Here is a 20,425-nt window from a genome sequence, read left to right as displayed (position 1 = left end):
AGAATCCCGCGTTAAGTGAGAGAGCGTCCGAGGGCGAGGAGGGCGTGGACCCTGGCGAGCCGGGCCAGCCACCAGTCGCGGCGTTCCGCGGAAGCCGCAAACTGCTCCAGCAGCCCGGCGTCGGCGGCGACATCGCGGAGGCGGATGGCGCCGTCGTCGGCCACTAACGGATCCCGCGTGATGTCCGAGGTGAACAGCGACACCGTCCCCAGCCCGCACGCATACGGCAGCTCGGGCAGGGCAGCGGCCAGAGCCAGCCCGGCGCGGATGCCCACGGACGTGTCCAGCGCGGAACTGACGACGGCGGGGAGCCCGGCCTGCGCCACGATGTCCAGCGCGCGCCGCACTCCCCCGAGCGGCGCGACCTTGACAACCAGCAGATCCGCCGCGCCGGCCCGCGCCACCTTAAGGGGATCGGATTCCTTGCGCACGCTTTCGTCGGCGGCGATCAGCACCGGCGTCCCGGCGGCGCGCAGCTGCCGCCGTACCTCGGCGAGCCCCTCAATTGTGGGCACCGGCTGCTCGGCATATTCAAGTCCGACGGCGGCGAGCCGGGTGAGTGCCGACACTGCAAAGGGCACGTCCCAGCCGCCGTTGGCGTCGACGCGGATGGCGGCGTCGGGCAGGGCTGCGCGGACGGCGGCGACACGGGCGGCGTCGTCGTCGAGCGTCTGCCCGTGCTCGGCCACCTTGACCTTGACGGCGTCCACCCGGCCGAACCGGGCCAGGACCTCCGGCACACGGTCCGCGGAAACGGCGGGAACGGTGGCGTTGACGGGGATCACCGAACGGACGGGCGAAGGGAAACCGTGCCAGCCGGCTTCGATGGTGGCGGCGAGCCAGCGGGAGGCCTCGGCGTCGGCGTATTCGGGGAACGGGCAAAACTCGCCCCAGCCGTGCGGCCCGCGCAGCAGCAGCATTTCGCGTTCCATGATGCCGCGGAACTTCACCCGCATGGGCAGGCTCACCACATGCGCGGTGGCGAGCAGTTCGTCCAGGGAAGGCAAGGCGGCGGGCATGGGTTCACTGTACAAGCAGGGCTAAGGCCCGCGTTGGCCCCTGGCAGCGTTGGCCCGCTGTTTACGCCTGGTGTGGCCGCCCATAGGCTGGAGCTCCGGGTGGCATCCAGGAAGGTGGGAATGGTCGTGGCTGAAGGAACGAAGGCTGATCCTTGGGAGCTGGTGACGGCTCCGGGATCATCTGAGTACACCATGTACCGGGACCCGGACGCGGACCCTCCGGCGTTGGTCTGCCAGGTCGGCTCGACCACGTTGAAGTACCATCTTCAGGCCATAGACGATCTCCACTCGTGGCTGCTGGAGCAAGCTGACTGGGTTCCGCTGGGGGCTGCCGATGAAAGCAAGCCCGCGCCGGAGGACAGCGTCGAGGCCTGGGGCCGCGACCCCGCCAACCCCGTGGGCGGCTGGTACGGATTGCGGAAGGGTTATCGCGGCCGGTTTGGCATGTATCTCCCGCCGCTCCTGGAAGCCCTGGGCCTGGCCGAACTCACGCACGAGAAACGGAACAACACAGTACGGGCCCTGCCGAAACCCTGACCTCTCGCTCCCGAACCCCGGGCCATGTTTTACAGCCTCACCCGGAGTGCAGGTATTTCTGCAGGATGTTCGTGGTCTGCCGGGCGCAGCGAATGATCTGGCGCAGGCGGTCCGCTGCCAGCCGGGGCAGGACCCGGGCGGGCTCATTGTCGATGCCCTCGTGGCGCAGGGCCCGTTCCAGCTCCATAGCAAGTCCGGCCAGGCGCTCCGCGCCCACCATCTGGCTGGAGGTCTTGAGGCTGAGGACCGCGTCCATCGCACCGGCCAGGTCGCCGGTGGTCAGGGTCAGACGCAGCTTTTCAGTCCTGTGGGGCAGGTGTTCGATGAAGTTCTGCACGAAGACTTTCCACACGCCGTCATCGTCCTCGAGCTCTGTCCGCAGCCTGTCCAGGACAGCCGGATCCAGGAGGGGCACGGCGTCGGCGTCGTCCTGCACCATGAGTGTCCTTCCGTTAGACGTGGTCACCGCTTCATTCCTTGAAATGCGTGGCTGGGGTTCCCCCGGGCAGATCCTCAAGGAGGGATTCCGCGAGCACCCGAACCTTGACATTCCGGTGGCTTGAGGCGTTGGCGAGAATTTTGAAGGCTTCCTCATAAGAGCACCGGTTCTGCCCCATGATCACCCCGCACGCGACATCGATTGACGTCCGGCCCTGCATTGCCGTGCGCAGATGACAGGCGGCGGCCAGGGCTTCCCTGATTTGTGATGCCATGAGGTAGCTGCTGGCTGCAACTTTGCTGAAGGCCACGACGTCGGCAACTACAGCAGGAGTGAAGGCGTTGGTTTTGTCTGTCAGAAGCGTCAACGCCGCGGAGCATCCTGGTTCCAGCGGAAGTGGCACAGACACCAGCGACCGGTAGCTGGCATCCCGGAGCGGACGCCAGAACCCGGGCCATCGAGGATCCCGGCAAAAGTCGTTGACGATGATGGCCACCCGCCCAGACAACGCCTGCGACACCGGACCGTCACCATTGCCCTGATCCCACCTGGCCAGGCCGATGGCACGCTCACTGTTACCGAATGTGAGCGGTGTCTGGCCGCGCCGGGCCAGAGTCACGGCGCCGTCCAGAGCATGTCCGGTACCCTCGGCGAGAGCTGAAACTGCAGCCAGTGCGAGTAGGCGGAGGGAATCTTCCTCCCTGTCTGCGCGGAAATCCAACAGACTTCCCTCACCGGCCCGAAGCTGCTGGTGTGCGCGTAGCTCTCGGCTCATGGCCTGCCCCCTGCCCCCCAGAGTCGAAGTGCTAAACCGTCCCCCAGGACCCTCACCTGACGCTATGCGGCAGCGAGAAAGAAAGCATGCGTAGTGTGTACTCGTTTTTTCGATTTAACGACACTCGGGCGGACGACCCTTCCAATGCATATCCATATGGGTATACAATCGCCGTATGGCACGGGCAGCAACAACGGCAGATACGTTCAACGCGGTGGCTGAGCCCCGCCGTCGGGAAATCCTGGACGCCCTCACTCAAGGCGAGCGCCCGGTCAACGAGCTGGTGACCCTTTTGGGCCTGGCGCAGCCGCACGTGTCACGGCACTTGCGGGTGCTGCGCGAGGTGGGCGCCGTCGTCGTGCGTGACGAAGGCCGGCAGCGGCTCTACCGGCTCAATCCGCAAGCCCTCAAGCCCATCTACGACTGGGTGGCCAGCTACCAGCACCTCTGGGAGGAGCGCTTCGATCTTCTCGAGGACGTGCTGGAGGATCTCAAGGAAGAGCACTGAAAGGAGCAGGACAATGGCACAGGCAAGCGGCAGCACCATGGATGTGACGTTCCCCAGCGACACGGAAATCCTGATCACGCGGACCCTCAACGTACCCCCGCACCTCGTCTACCGGGCCTGGACCACGCCGGAACTCGTCAAGAAATGGTGGCCCGGACGGCGTGGCGAGATGACTGTGGCGGCCATGGACTTCCGGGTCGGCGGCGCGTGGCGATACGTCATGGTGGCGCACGGCGAATTCGAGGTGGCCTTCCACGGCATATACCGCGAGATTGTGCCCAACGAGCGGATCGTCCACACGGAGGTCATGGAGATGCCGGGCACCGCGCCGGACAGCGAGGAAGGCGCCGTGCTTAATACGGTCACCCTTGACGGGGCCGACGGCGGCGCCACCACCGTGCGGATCCGCACCGATGCGGGGAGCGAGGAAGTCCGGGACATGATTGCGCAGTCCGGCATGGAAAGCGGCGTGCGCGAGCAGTTCGAGATCATCGAGGAGCTGGCGGCGTCCCTCACCTGAGCTTCCTCCGGCCCAACTGAGTAGCTCCAACTGTCGTTTTCAGAGTCCATTACGACACTTGGCGCTACTCAGTTCGGCTGTTGTTACGCTTTGCGGTGTGATTTCCCTAAAGCAGGCGCCCTGTCTCGAAGTGCGCGCGTTAGCGCCGCGGCACAGGTGGTCAACGCCCGGGCGTCCACCGTTCCCCTGTACGCGGCCGGCTTCGTCACCGCGTTCGGCGCCCACAGCATCGCCGCTGGCATGGGCGCGCAGAGCGAGAACATCGGCCTGACGCTGCTCAACCTGGGCATCCTGCTGGCCCTCTATGACGTTTCCGAGGTCTTCCTCAAGCCGGTCTTCGGCGCCCTGAGCGACCGGATCGGAACCAAGCCTGTCATCGTCGGCGGCCTCCTGGCCTTCGAGGTGCTGTCGCTGATCGGCCTCTGGGCGGCGGATCCGCTGATGCTTGGACTCGCGCGGCTGGGGCAGGGCGCGGCGGCTTCGGCGTTCTCGCCGGCGTCGTCCGCGATGGTTGCGCGGCTGGCGGCGGGGACGAAGGCCGGGACCTACTTCGGCCGGTATGGTTCGTGGAAAAGCCTGGGGTACGTCATCGGTCCGCTGCTGGGGGCGGGACTGATCCTGGCGGGCGGGTTTGCCCTGCTGTTCGGCGCGCTCTCGGTGCTGGCGGCGGCCACCGCCGTGTGGGTGCTGGTGTCTGTTCCGCACCTGGCGCCGCTCCCCCGGCAGCGTTACACCGTGCTCGATCTCGCCCGCCAGGTCACCGAGCGGCGCTTCCTGGTGCCCACGCTGGTGCTGGCGGCCTCGACCGGGGCGCTCGGCGCGGCGATCGGATTCATTCCCGCTCTCGCCACGCGACACGGCCTTGGCCCGGTTGCCGGCACGGCCGCGGTCAGTGTCCTGGCCATCACGTCGGTGCTCACCCAGCCCTGGATCGGCAGGCTGCGGGACGCGCACCGCATCAGCGATAACAAAGGGACGACGGCGGGACTCCTCCTTACCGCCGCGGGCGTCGCACTCATCGCCCTCACCCCGGGTCCGGTCACGCTGTTCATTGCCGCGGCAGCCATTGGCGCGGGCGTCGGCCTGGCCACGCCGCTCGGCTTCGCGCATCTGGCCGACACCACGCCGCCGGAGCGGATGGGCCGGACCATGGGTTCGGCAGAACTTGGCCGGGAACTCGGTGACGCTGGCGGGCCGCTGCTGGTGGGCGGCATCGCCACCCTCACCGCCCTGCCATTTGGCCTCGGGGCCCTGGCATTGCTGGTCGCGGCGGCCAGCCTGCCGCGCCTGCCTGAAGCGCACCTCCCGAACCCGCCCCGGCCCAAGTAGGTAGCGCTATCTGTCGTTTTGACCCCTCAAAACGACAGATAGCGCTACTCAGTTGGGGGAAAGCGCCCCCCGCGTCCGGGCACACCTCACACGCGTTAGGTAGACTGCAGGAAATACCGTACGCGGGAGGAAACCCAGTATGAACCGCAAAGCCACAGCGCTCGACGTCGCCAAGCTCGCCGGAGTTTCCCGCAGCGCGGTGTCGCTGGTCCTGAACGGGCGCGGCGACGGGAATGTGGCCAAGGAGAGCCAGGTCCGGATCCGGGAAGCGGCGGCCACGCTGAACTACACGCCCAACGCCATTGCCGTGAGCCTTCGGAACCGCCGGTCGCGGATCATCGGGATCGTCTCGGACCAGGTGGTCACCAGCCCGTTCGACGGCAATATCATCGCCGGCGCGGACGCCGTGGCCAGGTCCCAGGGTTTTGTCACCGTGGTGATGGATACGGAGCTGGACGAGACCCGTGACGAAAGTGCGGTGGCAACGCTGCTGGACCGCCAGGTGGACGGGCTGATGTACGTCACCGTGGGCCTGCGCCCCCTGCACGTCCCGCTCAACATGCTGCGCGTGCCGTCGGTGCTGGCCAACTGCTTCGATGACCGTCCCGAGGCAGGCGTTCCGGCCGTCATTCCGGATGAGGTCCGCGGCGGCCGGGAGGCGGCAACGCATCTGCTGGAGCTTGGCCACCGGGACATCGCGTTCCTCGCCGGTGACGGCCTCACACCCGCCGCGCCGCGCCGGATCCAGGGCCATCGGGATGCCTTTGAGGCCGCCGGGTTGCCGGTGCGGCCGGCCCGGATCCTCGAAGCTGGCTGGGACATCGATGCCGGGTTCCATGGCGCCATGAAGCTCCTGGACGGCGTGGCTGCGCCGGACCGGCCCACCGCGATCGTGTGCGCGAACGACCGCCTGGCCATCGGCGTGGTGCTCGCGGCCAACCGGCTGGGCCTGGCCATCCCGCAGGACCTCTCGATCATGGGGTACGACGACGAATTCCGCATCGCCTCCACCATGGTCCCGGCGCTCACCACCATGGCCCTCCCGCTGCGGGAGATGGGGGCCGCTGCCATGACCGGGCTCCTCCGGGAACTGTCGGAGGAACCGGAGGACAACGACAATGACGGCGGCGCCCCGGCCGGACACGACGTGCCAGCCCAGACGCTGGTCCCGTGCCGGCTCGTGGTGCGCGAGTCAACCGGCACGGTCCCCGCCGGCCAGGTCTGACCCCCGGCACCGACCCCGGCCCGGCGAACAGTGCCGGAGTCCTTTAGGAACCCGGCGCTATTCAGGCTACTTAGGCTGTGCCAGCTGCCAGACGTCCGCAGCCGCGGCCTCGGGAAGCCGCAGCACCCACCGCTCGCCGGGCGCCGGATAGGCGCGCAGCGTGGTGGCCACCGAACCGCTCCGGTACACCTCCACCAGCGACGCGTCCACAAACACCCGCAGCTCCTCCCCCGCAGCCAGAGGCCCGCTGAAGACCACTTGCCCCGCCTCGGTTGAACCATCGGCCACCAGGGAAAGTTCGACGACGTCGTCCGCGGCCAGCGCGCCCGGCCCACCGGAGCGGGCGGTCACCACAGCCTCGGCATACGCCGGCAGCTCAACGCTCCCGGCAGCCTGCGCAGCCAGCTGCGCTCCGCGGTAGGCATCCACCTCCGGCGCCGGTGCCACGGCCAGGGAACCGTCCACCACGGACAGCAGGCGCGGGTGCGTGAGCACACCGGCCCAGCCCGCGGCGTCGATCTCGGCCTGGCTGCGGCCCCGGCGGCCGTCCCGTCCCGGTCCTTCATTGGCCCAGCCCCACAGCAGGCCCTTGGGCTCCGCGAGGGCAGCAAGGGCAGAGGAAGAAACAGGATCACCGGGAGCGCCGGCGCCGGCACCGTCCTGCAGCTGCACGATCTGCGGCGCGTAGAAGTCGCGGCCCAGGTCGGACTTTCCGCCGGTCTCCGGGGAAAATACCGGCAGCCCGGTGGCGGGGTCCTCGGCCAGGGAGCCGATGAGGTGGCCAACGCCGTTGGCGTGCTCGTGGTCATCGCCGGACAGCCACAGGGAGAACATCATGACCCACGCGTCGTCGGAAGAAGCGTCGCTGCCGGACCCGGATTCAAGGGATTCAGCGGAGGACACGGACGGCACGCGCACCAGCTGCGGGCACTCCCAGATCTCGGCCGGCGTCCGGGCAGCTGCGACCGGGTTTTCCGACGTGAGCCAGATGCCCTGGTACTTCCAGTCAGCCAGGTCCTCCACCGTGTAGAGCAGGAGCGCCGCGTGGCCGGAGGCCAGACCCGCGCCCTGCATGGCGTAGCGCTTGCCGTTGAATCGGAAGATGAAGGGGTCGCGGACGGCCGTGACCATGGGGTCGGCCGGCATGGACGCCGCGACGTGCCCATCCTGGGTCCAGGAAACAAGGTCCGCCGAACCGCGGGAGATGACCACCTGCGAGTGGCCGCCGTCGCCGCGGACACCGGAGTACGCGGCGGTGGGGACACCGCCGTCGTCCGTCACCACACCGGTCCAGCAGCCGTACTCGTCCGGCCCGCCGTCCTGCGGGCGCAGCGCCACGGGGTGTTCCTCCCAGCGGACCAGGTCCGCGGAGCTGATGTGGCCCCACGCGATCTTGTGGTGCCGGGCGGACGCGGGGTTGTACTGGAAGAAGACGTGGTACCGGCCGTTGAGGTGGCTGATGCCGTTGGGGTCGTTGATCCAGCCCTGGGCGGGGCGGGGGTGGAAGTGCGGGAACGCTGGGTCGGGGTGGGCGGCGGCCAGGCGGGCGAAGTCGGCGGCGGCGAGGTCCGGGGATGACATGGAAGTAAGCCTCTCAGAAGTTGGGATTATTTGCCGCTGCCGGCGGTGAGGCCGTCCTGCAGCGCGCGCTGGCCGAAGATGAAGACCACCAGGGCGGGGATCATGGACAGGACCACGCCGGCCAGCACTACGGAGATGCTCCCGGTGCCCAGGTTGCCCTGCAGGGACACGAGGCCCAGCGGCAGGGTGAAGTTCTGTTCTGAGATGGTCATGATGAGCGGCCGGAAGAACTCGTTCCAGTGGAAATTGAAGGCCAGGATGCCCACGATCGCCATCCCCGGAATGGCCAGCGGGGCGTAGACCGAGCGGAAGGTCCGCCATGGCGATGCGCCGTCGATCGACGCCGCTTCCGCGAGGTCGGTGGGCAGCCCCATGAAGTACTGCCGCATCAGGAAGGTGCCGAACGCCGTCGGGATGGCCGGCAGGATCAGCGCCAGGAGGGTGTCCGAGAGCCCCATGCCTCGGATCAGCATAAACACCGGCACGATGGTCACCTGCACCGGCACCATCATTGTGGCCAGCACGATGGAGAACAGGGCCCCGCGGCCGCGGAACTTCAGGTTGGCGAAGGCGTAGCCGGCCATCGCGGCGGTGACCATCTGCCCCACGGCGATGAGTCCGGTGACCAGGGCGCTGTTCAGCACCAGGAGGACGATGTCCAGCTGCTGGAAGACCTGCGCGTAGGACGTGAAGTCCGGATTCCAGGGGAAGAACGACGGCGGCAGCTTGAACGATTCCGACGGCGACCGCAGCGAGGTGGACAGGGTCCACATCACCGGGCCCAGGGTCAGGACGGCCGCGATCATCAGCAGGACAATGCGGAGGACCAGGTTCCAGTTCGGCTTCCGCCGGGACCGGGCAGGCACGGCAGGGGTGCGGGTGGATACACGCTCTGTAGTGGTAGTCATGGCTGGCCTTACTGGTAGAAGACGAATCGTTTGCTGAGCCGGAACTGCGCGGCGGTGATGGCCATGATGATGAGGGTCAGGATCACGCCGATGGCCGAGGCCTCGCCGAATTCCAGGCGCTGGAACGCGGATTCGAAGATCACCATCACGGCGGTGCGGGTGGAGTCCCCGGGCCCGCCGCGGGTCAGGACGTACGGCTGGTCGAACACCTGGAGGGCGCTGATGATGGCCATCACGGACGCCAGCAGGGTGGTGGGGCTGAGCAGCGGCAGGGTGACGTAGACGTGCTTGCGCCAGCCGGTGGCGCCGTCCAGCGCGGCCGCCTCATAGGTTTCCACGGGGATCGACGCCAGCCCGCCGATGAACAGCAGGAAGGAGAACCCGAAGTTCTGCCACACGTAGACCAGGATGACGACGGCGGCGGACCCGCCGGGGGTGGTCAGCCACGGCACCGCGGGGATGCCGGCGAGGGACAGGAACCAGTTGACCACGCCGAACTGCTCGTTGAAGAGGTACCGCATAAAGATGGACACGGAGGCGGCGGAGAGGATCAGCGGGAAGAAGAACGCCGAGCGGAAGAAGGTCCGCAGCCAGGACGGCATCTTCTCCTGCACCATCACGGCCAGCGCCAAGGCCAGGCCGAGCTGGAATGCCACCGCCACAATCACAAACACAATGGTGTTCAGGAAGGACACCCGGACCGTGGGATCCTGGACCACTTCGGCGAAGTTGTCGAAGCCCACGAACGTCGGGGCGGAGATGATGTCCCAGCGGAAGAACGCCAGGACCACCGACGCCGCGATGGGCACCAGCGTGAACAGGCCCATGCCCAGGATGGTGGGGGCCAGGAAGATCCAGGCCAGCCAGCGCTGGCTGTGCCGTCCGGACGCGGTCTGGGAAGCGGCGGGCGCGCCCCCGGGCGGAGCCGGCTTGGCGGCCTGCTTTGGCCGCTCCCGGCGAGGGGTGGTGGTGCTCATGACTGCCTCCTCAGGGCCAGTTCAAGATCGCGCTGCATGGACTCGAGGGCCTGCTTGAGCTGGCGCTCGTCGCCGCTGACGGCCAGCGAAACGTTTTTCATCAGGGCCGTTTCGACGGCGGCCTGCTGGGGCGGCGCCGGGATGGGGCCTGTCGTGGGGTACTTGTCCAGCGTGTCGTAGAAGACCTTCCAATGCGCCGGGCCCTTACCCGCGTACAGCGCCTCGTTGACCATGGAGCGGCGGGCCGGGGTGGTTATCGGGTTGGGGAAAATCAGCTCCATGGCCTCGCGGCTGGCACTGAACTTGATCCACTCCCAGGCGGCGTCCTTGTCCTTGGCGGTTTTCATGATGGCGTAGCCGGCCGTGCCGAACTGGTGCCGCTGGCTCCGCCACTTGGGGAAGAACTGGACGTCGTAGTCGTTCTCCTTCATGCCGGCCTCGTGGAGGCCCTGGACCCAGTAGCCGCCGGCCGGCGTGGTGCCGATCCGGTTGGAGGCGAAGAGCCCCACCAGGGAACTGCCGCCGCCTTCCTCGGGCCGGACGCCGAGGCCGTCCTTGACCAGGCCGCGGAGGTAGTCGAAGGTCTCGAAGACGCGCGGGTCATCGGCGTTGGGTTCCAGCCACTGGTAGCCGCCGGAGCGCAGGTTGCGGGAGGGATCGTTGGCGTAGAAGGAGTCCCAGAGCCAGTCCCCGCCGGTGGACCGGGTCTCCTTCAGGAAGCTGGTGTCGTTGGCGTAGAGCCAGGGCACCACGCCGCCGAAGAGCCGGTTGGTCCAGTAGTACGGGGTGAAGTCCGACGGCCGGGCCTTGCGCATCGCGGCGAGGCTGTTGCGGAAGTCCACGTGGGTCCAGTCGTCCGCAGGACGGTCCAGCCCCGCCTGCGCGAAGGCGGTGGTGTTGTAGTACATGTTGGCGGCGTTCCAGTCCATGGGGAGTTGGAACAGGCTGCCCTTGTACATAAAGGCCTCCACCAGGCTGGGGTGGACGTCGGCGAAGAACTCGGCCATGTCCGCGGCATCGCGGCGCAGGTATTCGTCCAGCGGATGGGCCAGCTTGTCCGCGAAGAGCTGCGCGCCTTCAGTGGCGACGTAGACGACGTCGGGCGGGGTGCCGGCGGCCACCATGGTGAGGATCTTGGTGAAGAAGTCTTTCCAGTCCACGGCCTGGATGGCCTGGACCTTGACCCGGATGTCCGGGTGGAGTCGGGTGAACGCGTCGATGGCGCGCTGGCGCGCTGCGGCATCGGCGGCGGTTCCCATAATGGCAATGCTGAGGCTGTTGTCGCCCCGCCCGGGAATATCGGATCCGGAGAGCCGGGGCCACGATGCCACCGTTGCTCCCACAATTCCTGCTCCCAAGGCACCCAGGGCGGTCCGGCGTGAGAGTTCACGCAGGCGGCCAGTTGTGGCACCGGTCATATCAATTTCCTTCCTAACACGTGTGAGGTAGCTTATGGCGCCGACCTAACACGTGTCAAGTGTCACATTCGGGTTGCCGCGACCCCGCCCAACTAGGTAGCGCTATCTGTCGTTTAGACCCCGCAAAACGACAGATGGCGCTACCTACTTGGGTGCCGGCCGCGAGGCAGCCCTGCGGGTCCTCCCAGTTTTCTGTGACACCCTTAGCCGATGACCATTCCACGCCAGGCACCACCGCGGACCCCGGCCCGACCCTCCCCGGGCTCCGGCTTTATGTTCGCGTTCGCCTGGCTCGCCTGCGTCATCGGTTTGATCTCCACGTATTACTACTTCGTCCAGACCACCACGGGCCAGGTCATCGATGAATCCGCGCTGGTTGAAGCCGTGGACATCCACGGGCCGGCGGGCAAGGCAGCCACCGAGTTCCTGGACTGGCTGCCCACCATCTCGCTGGTGGTGGCCGCCGTCGTGGTTCTGTTTGTCACGGTGATCCGACGGCGGTGGTCAGCTGCCGGGATTGCAGTCACCGCGTGCATCGGCGCGAATATCGCCACGCAGGTCCTGAAAGAAGTGCTGCCCGCCCGCCCGGACAAGGGTGTGGTGACGCTGGAGCTGAACTCGCTGCCGTCCGGTCACACCACGCTGGCCGCGTCAGCTGCGGCGGCGGTGTTCCTGATGGCCTCGCCGCGGTGGCGTCCGATGGCCGGGTTTGTGGGCGGCACGTTCGCCATCGCCTCGGGAGTCTCCACCCTGATCAACCAGTGGCACCGCCCGGCCGACGTCGTCGCCGCCTTCCTCCTGGTGGGCGCGTTTATGATCCCCGCCGGCTGGCTGATCATGCGGACTGGCGCCGGGTGGAACGCGTGGGACGGCTTCGGCAGGCACGTGGGCTCGGCGAAAATCTGGCTCACGCTGCCGGTGGTGATCGGGCTGGCTTCCGCGGGGGTGGCGGTGTATTCGCTGGCCAAGATCGCCCCGGGGCCGCTCCAGGATGACAGCACCACCAACTACTTCTGGGCCGGAATCTCGCTCATCGTGATCGCCGGGTACCTGGCCACCGTGGCCACCACGTCGCTGTTCGCATATGCCGCACGACGGCGGGACGCGCCAAGGCGCTGAGCGCACCAGCCGCGGTCGGCGGACGACGGCGGGGTGGCGCCTTAGATGATCCTGCGCCGGTAGGCGGCCATGGCGAACACGTAGGCGAGTACGAGGATACCGACGCACCAGGCCAGTGCGATCCAGATGTCGTTGCCCACCGGTTGCTGGGCAAACAGGTCCTGGATGGTGTTGACGATCGAGGTGACGGGCTGGTTCTCGGCGAACCATCGGACCGGACCCGGCATGGTTTCCGTCGGGACGAAGGCCGAGCTGATGAACGGCAGGAAGATCAGCGGGTAGGAGAATCCGCCGGCGCCGTCCACGGACTTCGCTGTCAGGCCGGCGATGATTGCCAGCCAGGTGAGTGCCAGGGTGAACAGCGCCAGGATTCCGGCCACAGCGAGCCAGGCCAGGAGGCTTGCCGAGGTGCGGAACCCCATCAGGAGGGCCACCAGCACAATGATCACGAGCGAGAGCCCGTTGGCGACCAGCGACGTCAGGACATGGGCCCACAGCACGGATGATCGTGCGATCGGCATGGACTGGAATCGCTCGAAGATGCCGCTCTGCATATCGGTGAACAACCGAACGGCGGTGTAGGCAATGCCAGACGCAATCGCGATCAGCATGATTCCCGGCAGCAGGTAATTGACGTAGCTGTCCGTGCCCGTGCTGATAGCACCGCCGAAGACGTACACGAACAGCAGCATGAGGGCGATCGGCGTGATCGCGGTGGTGATGATGGTGTCAACGCTGCGGAAGATGTGACGCATGGAGCGGCCCAGCAGCACGGAGGTGTCTGCAAGGAAATTTGTGCTCATGACTTGTCCTTACTTGCCTCGACCCTGCCGTCGTTCCCCACAAGTGCGAGGAAGACATCCTCCAGGCTCGGTTGCTTTTCGACGTATTCCACCTTCGCCGGTGGAAGGAGTTGCTTCAGCTCGGCGAGCGTGCCGTTCGCGATGATGCGCCCTTCATGGAGAATGGCGATCCGATCTGCGAGTTGCTCAGCCTCCTCGAGATACTGCGTGGTGAGCAGGACAGTGGTGCCCCGGTTGGCGAGATCCTTGACGACCTGCCACACGTCGTTGCGCCCTTCGGGGTCGAGCCCCGTGGTCGGTTCATCGAGGAAGATCACCTTCGGCTCCCCGATCAGGCTCATGGCGATGTCCAGGCGACGGCGCATGCCGCCGGAATAGGTGGCCACCTTCCGCGAGCCTGCATCGGTGAGGTTGAAGCGCGCCAAAAGCTCATCGGCCACCTGGCCGGGGGCTTTCAGATGCCGCAACCTGGCAACCAGCACCAGGTTCTCCCGGCCTGAGAGGATTTCGTCGACGGCGGCGAACTGCCCGGTCAGACTGATGGACTCCCGAACCTGAAGGGCGTCCGTCGCGACGTCGAATCCATACACGGTAGCCGTGCCGGCATCTGCTTTGAGGAGCGTCGACAGGATTTTGACCATGGTGGTCTTGCCCGCCCCGTTGGAGCCGAGGAGCGCGAAGATGCTGCCAGCCGCCACCTCGAAGTCGACGCCGCGCAGGACGTGCAGGTCCTTGTAGGACTTCTCCATGTTCTGCACACGGATCGCCGGTTCGCCGGTCCTGGTCATGACTCCGCCCCCTTCGCTTTGTCGACCGCCTCGTTGAGCCGGGCCCGTTCCTTGTCGATCCACCGCTTTCCGCCGTATGCCTGAGCGAAGCTCTCGGCGAACTCGATGGGATCTTCGCCGACGATCTCGCCCACAGGCGTGCCGTCGATGGCGGCGCGTTCCCACAGGTCCGCGAGGTCCGAGAACATCTGCACCATGGTGTCCCCCTCGGTGACCCCGCCGTAGTACATGAAGTACCGGTTGAAGGCCTTCGCCACAGTGAGGTAGGGCTCAGGCAGGGCATCCAGCCGCGCCTTGGCCTGCTTGTACTGCTTCTTCTGCTCGAGCGAGCCGGTTACCAGCTCGATCCATTTCGCTGCCATATCACTTTCCTCCCTTGCGGAGCTCTTCAAGCCGTTCGGACAGGAAGCTCCATGTGTTCCAGAATTCGTCCAGTTCCTTCTTGCCCTGAGCGTTGAGCGTGTACACCTTGCGGGGCGGGCCCTTCTCGGACGGCCGCTTCTCGACGTCCACCAGGCCTTTCTGCTCGATCCTGACGAGCAGCGCGTACACGGTGCCCTCAGCGATGTCGGGGAACCCCTGCGCCCGGAGCAGAGTGGTGATTTCGTACCCGTACGCCGGGTTCCCGGTCAGGACGGCAAGAACGATGCCCTCCAGTGTCCCTTTGAGCATCTCCGTCATCTGCTTGCCCATCGGACACCTCCTCCACTACTCAGTGTTACTAGCTACCAGTACATAGTGCCGCTAAGTAGCGGAAGCGCAAGCCCCTCATACACCAGCGCCGGCGGCGTTAAGGATGCGTTAAGATCCCGGGTTTCCCCGCTGAGGGCCCTCGGCGCGGTGCTACGCTCCGTTGGTTATTCACCCCAATCCCGCCTGCGCGGGATACAGAAAGTAACCCGTTGACTGCACCCACCCGCTTCTCCATTCCCGCCAGCGTTCCCAACCCCGAACGCGACGGCGGACCCGGAAACCGGCTCACCCGGTGGCTGCTCGAACACACGGTCCACCAGCCGGTGGGCCCGGAAACTGCTGAGAACCAAGCCCCCACCCAGAGCTGGTGGAAGGTCATGTGCCTCACCGGGGTGGACTACTTTTCCACCCTCTCCTACCTGCCCGGCATCGCCGCCCTCGCCGCCGGGGCGCTCTCCCCGCTGGCCACCCTGCTGATCGTCGGCCTGACCCTGCTGGGTATGCTGCCGATGTACCGACGGGTGGCGCACGAAAGCCCGCACGGACAGGGATCGGTGGCCATGCTGGAAAAGCTCCTGCCGTTCTGGCGCGGCAAGATCTTTGTGCTGATCCTGCTCGGCTTCGTCGCCACGTCCTGGATCATCACCATCACCCTCTCCGCCGCCGACGCCACCGTCCACATGCTGGAGAACCCCTACCTGCCGCACTTCCTCGAAGGCCAGGCGGTTGTCATCACCGTGGTGCTCCTGCTCATTCTGGGCGGGGTGTTCCTGCTCGGCTTCTCCGAAGCGGTGGCCGTCGCCATCCCCCTGGTGGCCATCTTCCTGGTGCTCAACACGGTGATCATCGGAGCCGGAATTTACGACGCCGTCACCCAGCCGGGTGCCATGGCTGACTGGACCGCTGCGCTCACCTCCTCAGGAACCGGTTTTGGCGACATCGCAGGACCCGCCCTGCTCGCCTTCCCCCTGCTGGTCCTGGGGTTGTCCGGCTTCGAGACCGGCGTCAGCATGATGCCACTGGTCGCGGCGAAGGGCGCCACCGCCGAGGAACGCCTGGCCGCCCGCGTCCGGAACACCCGCAAGCTCCTCACCTCGGCCGCCCTGATCATGAGCGTGTACCTCCTGGGCAGCAGTTTCGTGACGACCGTGCTGATCCCCGCCGAAGCGTTCCAGGCAGGCGGCGAGGCCAACGGCCGCGCCCTGGCCTACCTGGCCCACGAACTGCTGGGCAACGGCTTCGGCTCCGTCTACGACGTCAGCAGCATCCTGATCCTGTGGTTCGCCGGCGCTTCGGCCATGGCCGGACTGATCAACATCGTTCCCCGCTACCTGCCGTCCTACGGCATGGCCCCGGACTGGTCCCGGGCCGTGCGCCCGGTGGTGCTGGTGTACACCGCCATCAGCATCCTGATCACCATCGGTTTCAATGCCGACGTCAACGCCCAGGCCGGCGCGTACGCCACCGGCATCCTGGCCATGATGGTTTCCGGCGCCGTTGCGGTCAGCATCTCCGCCGCCCGCAGCAAGAGGCGGCGCGCCGCCGTCGGCTTCACCATCCTGACCCTGATCCTGCTCTATGCGCTGGGGGCCAACGTCATCGCCAAGCCGGACGGCCTCGCAATATCCGGCTTCTTCATCCTGGGCATCATTGTGGTCTCACTCGTTTCCCGGGTCAGCCGCACCACCGAACTCCGGGTCCACAACATCGAATTCGACGACGAAGCCCGCCGCTTCATCACCGACACCCTGGACTTTGACGGGCGGATAAACTTGATCGCGAACCGCCCGCAGGCCCGCGACGCCGCAGAATACCGTGAGAAGGAAGCCGAGCAGCGGGAGAACAACCCCGTGCCCGGCACCGCCGACGTGATCTTCCTGGAAATCGACGTCACCGACCCCTCGGGATTCAGCGACGTCCTTGAGGTACGCGGAATCGAAGTGGACGGACACCGCGTTCTCCGCGCCGAAAGCCCGGCCGCACCCAACGCCATCGCCGCCATCCTGCTGGCCCTCCGCGACGCCACCGGTGTCCGGCCGCACGCGTACTTCGAGTGGGCAGAAGGCAATCCCCTGGCGCACCTCATGCGCTACCTGTTGCTGGGACGCGGAGACACCGCCCCCGTGGTCCGCGAGATCATCAGGGAAAACGAGCCAGATCCCGCCCGCCGCCCCGGCATCCACGTAGGCTGACGGGCAGTCCGATGACCGCACGTGGCGACACCGCCGGGGTGAAGGGACCCGTCCCGGGGCGGTGGAAAGGCAAGGCAGCCAAAACAGCCAAATCGGCCAGGGCCCGCAAGGAGAGCGCCATCCGGCGGGCCCTCTCACACCCGGTCCGGTCGGTGCCCCTGGCATTCCTGGCCGTCATCATCCTGGGAGCAGCCCTGCTGATGCTGCCCGTTGCCCGGACCGGCAGCGACCCCGGAGCCGACCCCCTGATGGCCGCCCTGTTCACGTCCGTGTCGGCTGTCTGCGTTACCGGGCTGATCACCGTGGACACGGCCACGTACTGGACCCCTTTCGGGCAGACCGTGATTCTGGGACTGATCCAGGTGGGCGGGTTCGGCATCATGACACTGGCGACGCTCCTGGCCCTGCTGGTCCGGAAAAGCATCGGCCTCCGCGGCCAGCTCGTGGCGCAGTCCGAAACGCACACGCTCAACCTGGGCGACGTCAGCGCCGTGCTGCTCCGCGTGGCCCGGCTCATGGTGGGCATCGAAGCAGCCACCGCCGTGGTGCTGACCGGACGCTTCTGGCTGGCCTACGACCAGAACCCCGGCACGGCGCTGTGGCACGGTGTGTTCCACGCCGTCTCGTCGTTCAACAACGCCGGGTTCGCGCTCTACAGCGACAACCTCATCGGCTTCGCGGAGGATCCCTGGATCATCGTCCCCATCTGCCTGTCGATCATCGCAGGCGGCCTCGGTTTCCCGGTGATCATCCAGCTGCTCCGGGGAAACGTCAAGGCCCGGAACTGGAGCGTCCACCTCCGACTGACCATCTACGGCACGCTGCTGCTCCTGGTGCTTGGCGTCACGCTTTTCGCCGCGTTCGAATGGAACAGGGACGAAACACTCGGCGGCCTGTCCCTGACCGGGAAGCTGCTGGGTTCCCTGGCCGGCGGAGTCTTCCCCCGCACTGCCGGATTCAACAGCATCGACTACGGCCTAGCGTCACCGGAAACGCTCATGGTCACCAACATCCTGATGTTCATCGGCGGCGGCAGCGCCGGCACCGCTGGCGGCATCAAGATCACCACGTTCCTGGTCCTCGGCTTCTCCATCTGGAACGAGGTCCGCGGCCGGGACGAGGTGACCATTGCCCACCGTTCCATCAGCGCCTCGTCCCAGCGCCAGGCCCTGTCCGTGGCGCTGCTCGGGGTGGCCGCGGTGGTGGCCGGCACGCTGGCGCTGCTGATGGTGACCGACTACAGCCTGGAGAAGGTACTGTTCGAATCCATCTCCGCGTTCGCCACCGTCGGGATGAGCACCGGCATCACCTATAACCTCCCGCTGTCGGCAGAATGGGTGCTTATGGCCCTCATGTTCCTCGGCAGAATCGGCACAGTGACGGTCGCGTCCGCTCTGGCTTTGTCCTCCCGGCCCCGCCTTTACAGCCTGCCGGAGGAACGCCCCATCATCGGCTAGCACCGCCGTCGTCGGACGCTCTGGAAAGTACGACGGCGGGACTCGCCAAGGCGCTGACCGCGCCCAGCCGCCGTCGGGCACCGTTATAGGCGCCTAAGCGTCATCCTTGCCGATGTTCTGGGTCCCTACCGGCTCGCTTTCCGCCCTGTTCGTCCGCCTATTGATCAGCCAGGTGATAAACCAGAGCACCACCCCGATCGCCATCAGTCCCCCGGCGATCTGGTACTGGATGACGTTGCGGCCCACCCACGGCCCGGCGAGGAAGGCACACAGCAGAGCCGCGAGCAGCGGCAGTTGCCCGGGCGAGGTGAAGAACACCTTGCGGGTGAGGTCGCGCTTGTGGCGGAGCACCAGGCAGGCCACGTTCACTACGGTGAAGACGCACAGCAGCAGGAACGCCGTGGTGCCGGAAAGGTTTGCCACGATGTTGCTCTTGGGGTCGCTGGTGACGTACCAGATCAGCCCGAGCGCGAGGACGGTGGAGAACAGGATGCCGGCCCACGGGGTGCGGCGGCCAGGCAGGACCTTCCCCAGGGCAGGCGGCAGGACGTTCTGGCGTGCCATGCCGTAGATCAGCCGGCTCGCCATCAGCATGTTGATCAGCGCCGTGTTGGCAACGGCGAACACCGCGAGGAACGGGAAGACCCTGTCGATGGGGAAGTCCGGCGAGCCCTTGTGCACCACTTCGAGCAGCGCGGCGCCTTCAGCCTCGCGGATGTTCTCCAGCTCGGTGGGCGACAGCACGCTGACCACGGAGACGGCCACCAGCATGTAGAGGAGCACTGCGATGCCCAGGCCGGTCAGCATGGACCGCGGGAAAATCTTCTCGGGGTGCTTGGTCTCCTCCACCATGTTCACCGAGTCTTCAAAGCCCACCATGGCAAAGAAGGCGATGGAGGTCGCTGCTGTGACTGCCAGGAACAGGCCCTTGTCCTGGTAATCGTTGAAGACGAAGATTTCGCCCACGTTCCCGGTGCCCTGCGTCATCACGTAGAAGCCGACGCCGATCACGATGGACAGCGCGATTACCTCCACCAGTGTGAGGACCACGTTAAACTTCACGCTCTCCCCCACCCCCCGCAGGTTGATCGCGGCCAGCAAGACCATGAAGCCCATGGCCACGGCGGTGATCACGCCCTGCGCCGGCATCTCCATCCAGCCGTTGATCCTCAGGCCGCCGAAGAAATTCTGGGCGAGGACGTTCGCGGACGTGGAGGCGCTGGTGATGCCGGAGCAGACCACGGCGAATGCCACCAGGAACGTGACGAAGTGGATGCCGAACGCCTTGTGCGTATAGAGAGCCGCCCCTGCCGCCTGCGGGTACTGCGTAACGAGCTCAAGGTAGGAAAACGCGGTCAGCGTCGCGACGACGAACGCGAGCAGGAACGGCAGCCACACGATGCCACCCACTGTCCCGGCCATGGTTCCGGTGACCGCGTACACGCCGGCGCCGAGGATGTCGCCGACGATGAACAGCAGGAGGAGCTTGGGGCCCAGGACCCGCTTCAGCTCGTGTGGCTCCGCCTCCGGAGTTGCCGGAAACAGATCATCTGAAGTGGTGCTCATCGCCTGACCTCCACACTCAATACATCGATGTGACTTCACTGTGATCCTTTCGCGTTCCTTTGGCAACGGGCCGGGCCCGGGTCATCGGCATACCTGTTTCGGGGGTTTTGGCACGGGGCCAGAATGGGCAGATAACCGCCTTGCGAGCCTGACAGGGGTAGCCATGATCCTGAAAACCACGTCGGAATCCGAGGCAAAGGGGCTGACTGTGGAAATTTACGACGACGACACTCGCTCACTCGGTTACGTCACCTCCCATACGAAGGCCATGGCGATCAATCCTGCAATGACCGACGCCGACACACTGGAAGTGCGCAACCACGGCTTCGCGGACCGCGAGATCATGGACATCACCCTGGGGGCCACCGCGCGAAACTTCCTCAGCCGCACGCTCCTTGCCCTGGCCGTGGAGCTCGATGTTCCGCCAACCCTTAGTGCGAGCAGCATGGTGTGCGTTGACGCCGGGCGGACCACGCTTTAGTCCATCAAATGGATTACTTTCTGCCCTTGACCTGCGAAAACGTTAAGAAACCTTGACAATTTCTTGAGGAAATACCCGGGCATAAGTTGC

Annotated in this window: 21 protein-coding genes; 9 read left to right on the top strand and 12 right to left on the bottom strand. The window is 66.3% G+C overall.

Going from position 1 to position 20,425, the window contains the following annotated elements; all coding sequences use genetic code 11:
* Positions 1-11: 11 nt before the first annotated feature.
* Complete coding sequence (locus NG698_RS04675) at positions 12-1,019, bottom strand: o-succinylbenzoate synthase (protein WP_252608364.1); 1,008 nt, start codon at positions 1,017-1,019, stop codon at positions 12-14.
* Between the two features lie 126 nt (positions 1,020-1,145).
* On the opposite strand from NG698_RS04675, the gene NG698_RS04670 reads away from it, so the two are divergent.
* Positions 1,146-1,556 carry a DUF6855 family protein gene (locus tag NG698_RS04670; protein WP_374210077.1) on the top strand — a complete coding sequence of 137 codons (411 nt, stop codon included), beginning with the start codon at positions 1,146-1,148 and terminating at the stop codon, positions 1,554-1,556.
* 37 nt (positions 1,557-1,593) lie between these two features.
* Here the strand turns inward: NG698_RS04670 and NG698_RS04665 are convergent, their stop codons facing one another.
* Together NG698_RS04665 and NG698_RS04660 are read right to left on the bottom strand one after the other, a co-directional pair.
* Complete coding sequence (locus NG698_RS04665; RefSeq protein WP_252608639.1) at positions 1,594-1,995, bottom strand: Hpt domain-containing protein; 402 nt, start codon at positions 1,993-1,995, stop codon at positions 1,594-1,596.
* Between the two features lie 31 nt (positions 1,996-2,026).
* Positions 2,027-2,770, bottom strand: a complete 744-nt coding sequence (locus NG698_RS04660; protein ID WP_252598551.1) for a GAF and ANTAR domain-containing protein — start codon at positions 2,768-2,770, stop codon at positions 2,027-2,029.
* A 175-nt stretch (positions 2,771-2,945) separates the two neighbouring features.
* Here NG698_RS04660 and NG698_RS04655 point away from each other — a divergent pair, with 175 nt between their 5' ends.
* The 4 genes from NG698_RS04655 (at position 2,946) to NG698_RS04640 (ending at position 6,352) form a co-directional block, all read left to right on the top strand.
* Positions 2,946-3,278 carry an ArsR/SmtB family transcription factor gene (locus tag NG698_RS04655; protein WP_252598552.1) on the top strand — a complete coding sequence of 111 codons (333 nt, stop codon included), beginning with the start codon at positions 2,946-2,948 and terminating at the stop codon, positions 3,276-3,278.
* Between the two features lie 13 nt (positions 3,279-3,291).
* Positions 3,292-3,798, top strand: a complete 507-nt coding sequence (locus NG698_RS04650; RefSeq protein WP_252608362.1) for an SRPBCC family protein — start codon at positions 3,292-3,294, stop codon at positions 3,796-3,798.
* Positions 3,799-3,954: 156 nt separating this feature from the next.
* Entirely contained in the window at positions 3,955-5,127 is a 1,173-nt protein-coding gene (locus NG698_RS04645) for an MFS transporter (RefSeq protein ID WP_252608360.1), read from the top strand.
* 139 nt (positions 5,128-5,266) lie between these two features.
* The gene (locus NG698_RS04640) at positions 5,267-6,352 is read left to right on the top strand and encodes a LacI family DNA-binding transcriptional regulator (protein WP_252608358.1); all 1,086 of its coding nucleotides are present in this window, start codon (positions 5,267-5,269) and stop codon (positions 6,350-6,352) included.
* 66 nt (positions 6,353-6,418) lie between these two features.
* Here NG698_RS04640 and NG698_RS04635 read toward each other — a convergent pair whose 3' ends face one another.
* From NG698_RS04635 to NG698_RS04620, 4 genes are read right to left on the bottom strand one after another with little or no spacing between them, the layout of a single operon-like run.
* Positions 6,419-7,933: a glycoside hydrolase family 32 protein gene (locus NG698_RS04635; protein WP_252608357.1), complete on the bottom strand. Its 1,515-nt coding sequence runs from the start codon at positions 7,931-7,933 to the stop codon at positions 6,419-6,421.
* Between the two features lie 26 nt (positions 7,934-7,959).
* Positions 7,960-8,841, bottom strand: coding sequence for a carbohydrate ABC transporter permease (locus NG698_RS04630; RefSeq protein WP_252608355.1), 882 nt, complete (start codon positions 8,839-8,841; stop codon positions 7,960-7,962).
* Positions 8,842-8,849: 8 nt separating this feature from the next.
* Positions 8,850-9,818, bottom strand: a complete 969-nt coding sequence (locus NG698_RS04625) for a carbohydrate ABC transporter permease (RefSeq protein WP_252608353.1) — start codon at positions 9,816-9,818, stop codon at positions 8,850-8,852.
* The gene (locus NG698_RS04620; RefSeq protein WP_252608351.1) at positions 9,815-11,236 is read right to left on the bottom strand and encodes an extracellular solute-binding protein; all 1,422 of its coding nucleotides are present in this window, start codon (positions 11,234-11,236) and stop codon (positions 9,815-9,817) included. Before NG698_RS04620 ends, NG698_RS04625 begins: the two co-directional genes overlap by 4 nt.
* A gap of 210 nt (positions 11,237-11,446) precedes the next feature.
* On the opposite strand from NG698_RS04620, the gene NG698_RS04615 reads away from it, so the two are divergent.
* Positions 11,447-12,355, top strand: a complete 909-nt coding sequence (locus tag NG698_RS04615) for a phosphatase PAP2 family protein (protein WP_252608349.1) — start codon at positions 11,447-11,449, stop codon at positions 12,353-12,355.
* A 41-nt stretch (positions 12,356-12,396) separates the two neighbouring features.
* Here the strand turns inward: NG698_RS04615 and NG698_RS04610 are convergent, their stop codons facing one another.
* The 4 genes from NG698_RS04610 to NG698_RS04595 are packed head-to-tail and all read right to left on the bottom strand — an operon-like array spanning position 12,397 to position 14,639.
* Positions 12,397-13,158, bottom strand: coding sequence for an ABC transporter permease (locus NG698_RS04610; protein WP_252598561.1), 762 nt, complete (start codon positions 13,156-13,158; stop codon positions 12,397-12,399).
* The gene (locus NG698_RS04605; RefSeq protein ID WP_252608346.1) at positions 13,155-13,946 is read right to left on the bottom strand and encodes an ABC transporter ATP-binding protein; all 792 of its coding nucleotides are present in this window, start codon (positions 13,944-13,946) and stop codon (positions 13,155-13,157) included. The genes NG698_RS04610 and NG698_RS04605 overlap by 4 nt, the downstream gene beginning before the upstream one ends.
* Positions 13,943-14,308 carry a DUF1048 domain-containing protein gene (locus NG698_RS04600; protein WP_252608344.1) on the bottom strand — a complete coding sequence of 122 codons (366 nt, stop codon included), beginning with the start codon at positions 14,306-14,308 and terminating at the stop codon, positions 13,943-13,945. The genes NG698_RS04605 and NG698_RS04600 overlap by 4 nt, the downstream gene beginning before the upstream one ends.
* Before the next feature lies 1 nt (position 14,309).
* The gene (locus NG698_RS04595; RefSeq protein ID WP_252608342.1) at positions 14,310-14,639 is read right to left on the bottom strand and encodes a PadR family transcriptional regulator; all 330 of its coding nucleotides are present in this window, start codon (positions 14,637-14,639) and stop codon (positions 14,310-14,312) included.
* A 209-nt stretch (positions 14,640-14,848) separates the two neighbouring features.
* Here NG698_RS04595 and NG698_RS04590 point away from each other — a divergent pair, with 209 nt between their 5' ends.
* Positions 14,849-16,831 carry an APC family permease gene (locus NG698_RS04590; RefSeq protein WP_252608341.1) on the top strand — a complete coding sequence of 661 codons (1,983 nt, stop codon included), beginning with the start codon at positions 14,849-14,851 and terminating at the stop codon, positions 16,829-16,831.
* Between the two features lie 11 nt (positions 16,832-16,842).
* A complete protein-coding gene (locus tag NG698_RS04585) occupies positions 16,843-18,288 on the top strand; it encodes a TrkH family potassium uptake protein (RefSeq protein ID WP_252608339.1) in 1,446 nt (481 codons plus the stop codon).
* 93 nt (positions 18,289-18,381) lie between these two features.
* Here NG698_RS04585 and NG698_RS04580 read toward each other — a convergent pair whose 3' ends face one another.
* On the bottom strand, positions 18,382-19,854 hold the full coding sequence (locus NG698_RS04580) for an APC family permease (RefSeq protein ID WP_252608338.1): 1,473 nt from the start codon (positions 19,852-19,854) through the stop codon (positions 18,382-18,384).
* A 163-nt stretch (positions 19,855-20,017) separates the two neighbouring features.
* On the opposite strand from NG698_RS04580, the gene NG698_RS04575 reads away from it, so the two are divergent.
* Positions 20,018-20,335, top strand: coding sequence for a carboxymuconolactone decarboxylase family protein (locus NG698_RS04575; protein WP_252598566.1), 318 nt, complete (start codon positions 20,018-20,020; stop codon positions 20,333-20,335).
* Positions 20,336-20,425 lie beyond the last annotated feature (90 nt).

The sequence above is a fragment of the Pseudarthrobacter raffinosi genome (assembly GCF_023913735.1).
Lineage (GTDB): Bacteria > Actinomycetota > Actinomycetes > Actinomycetales > Micrococcaceae > Arthrobacter > Arthrobacter raffinosi.
Note: the sequence above shows the minus strand (reverse complement) of the source record. Positions and strands in the feature narration are given on the sequence as shown.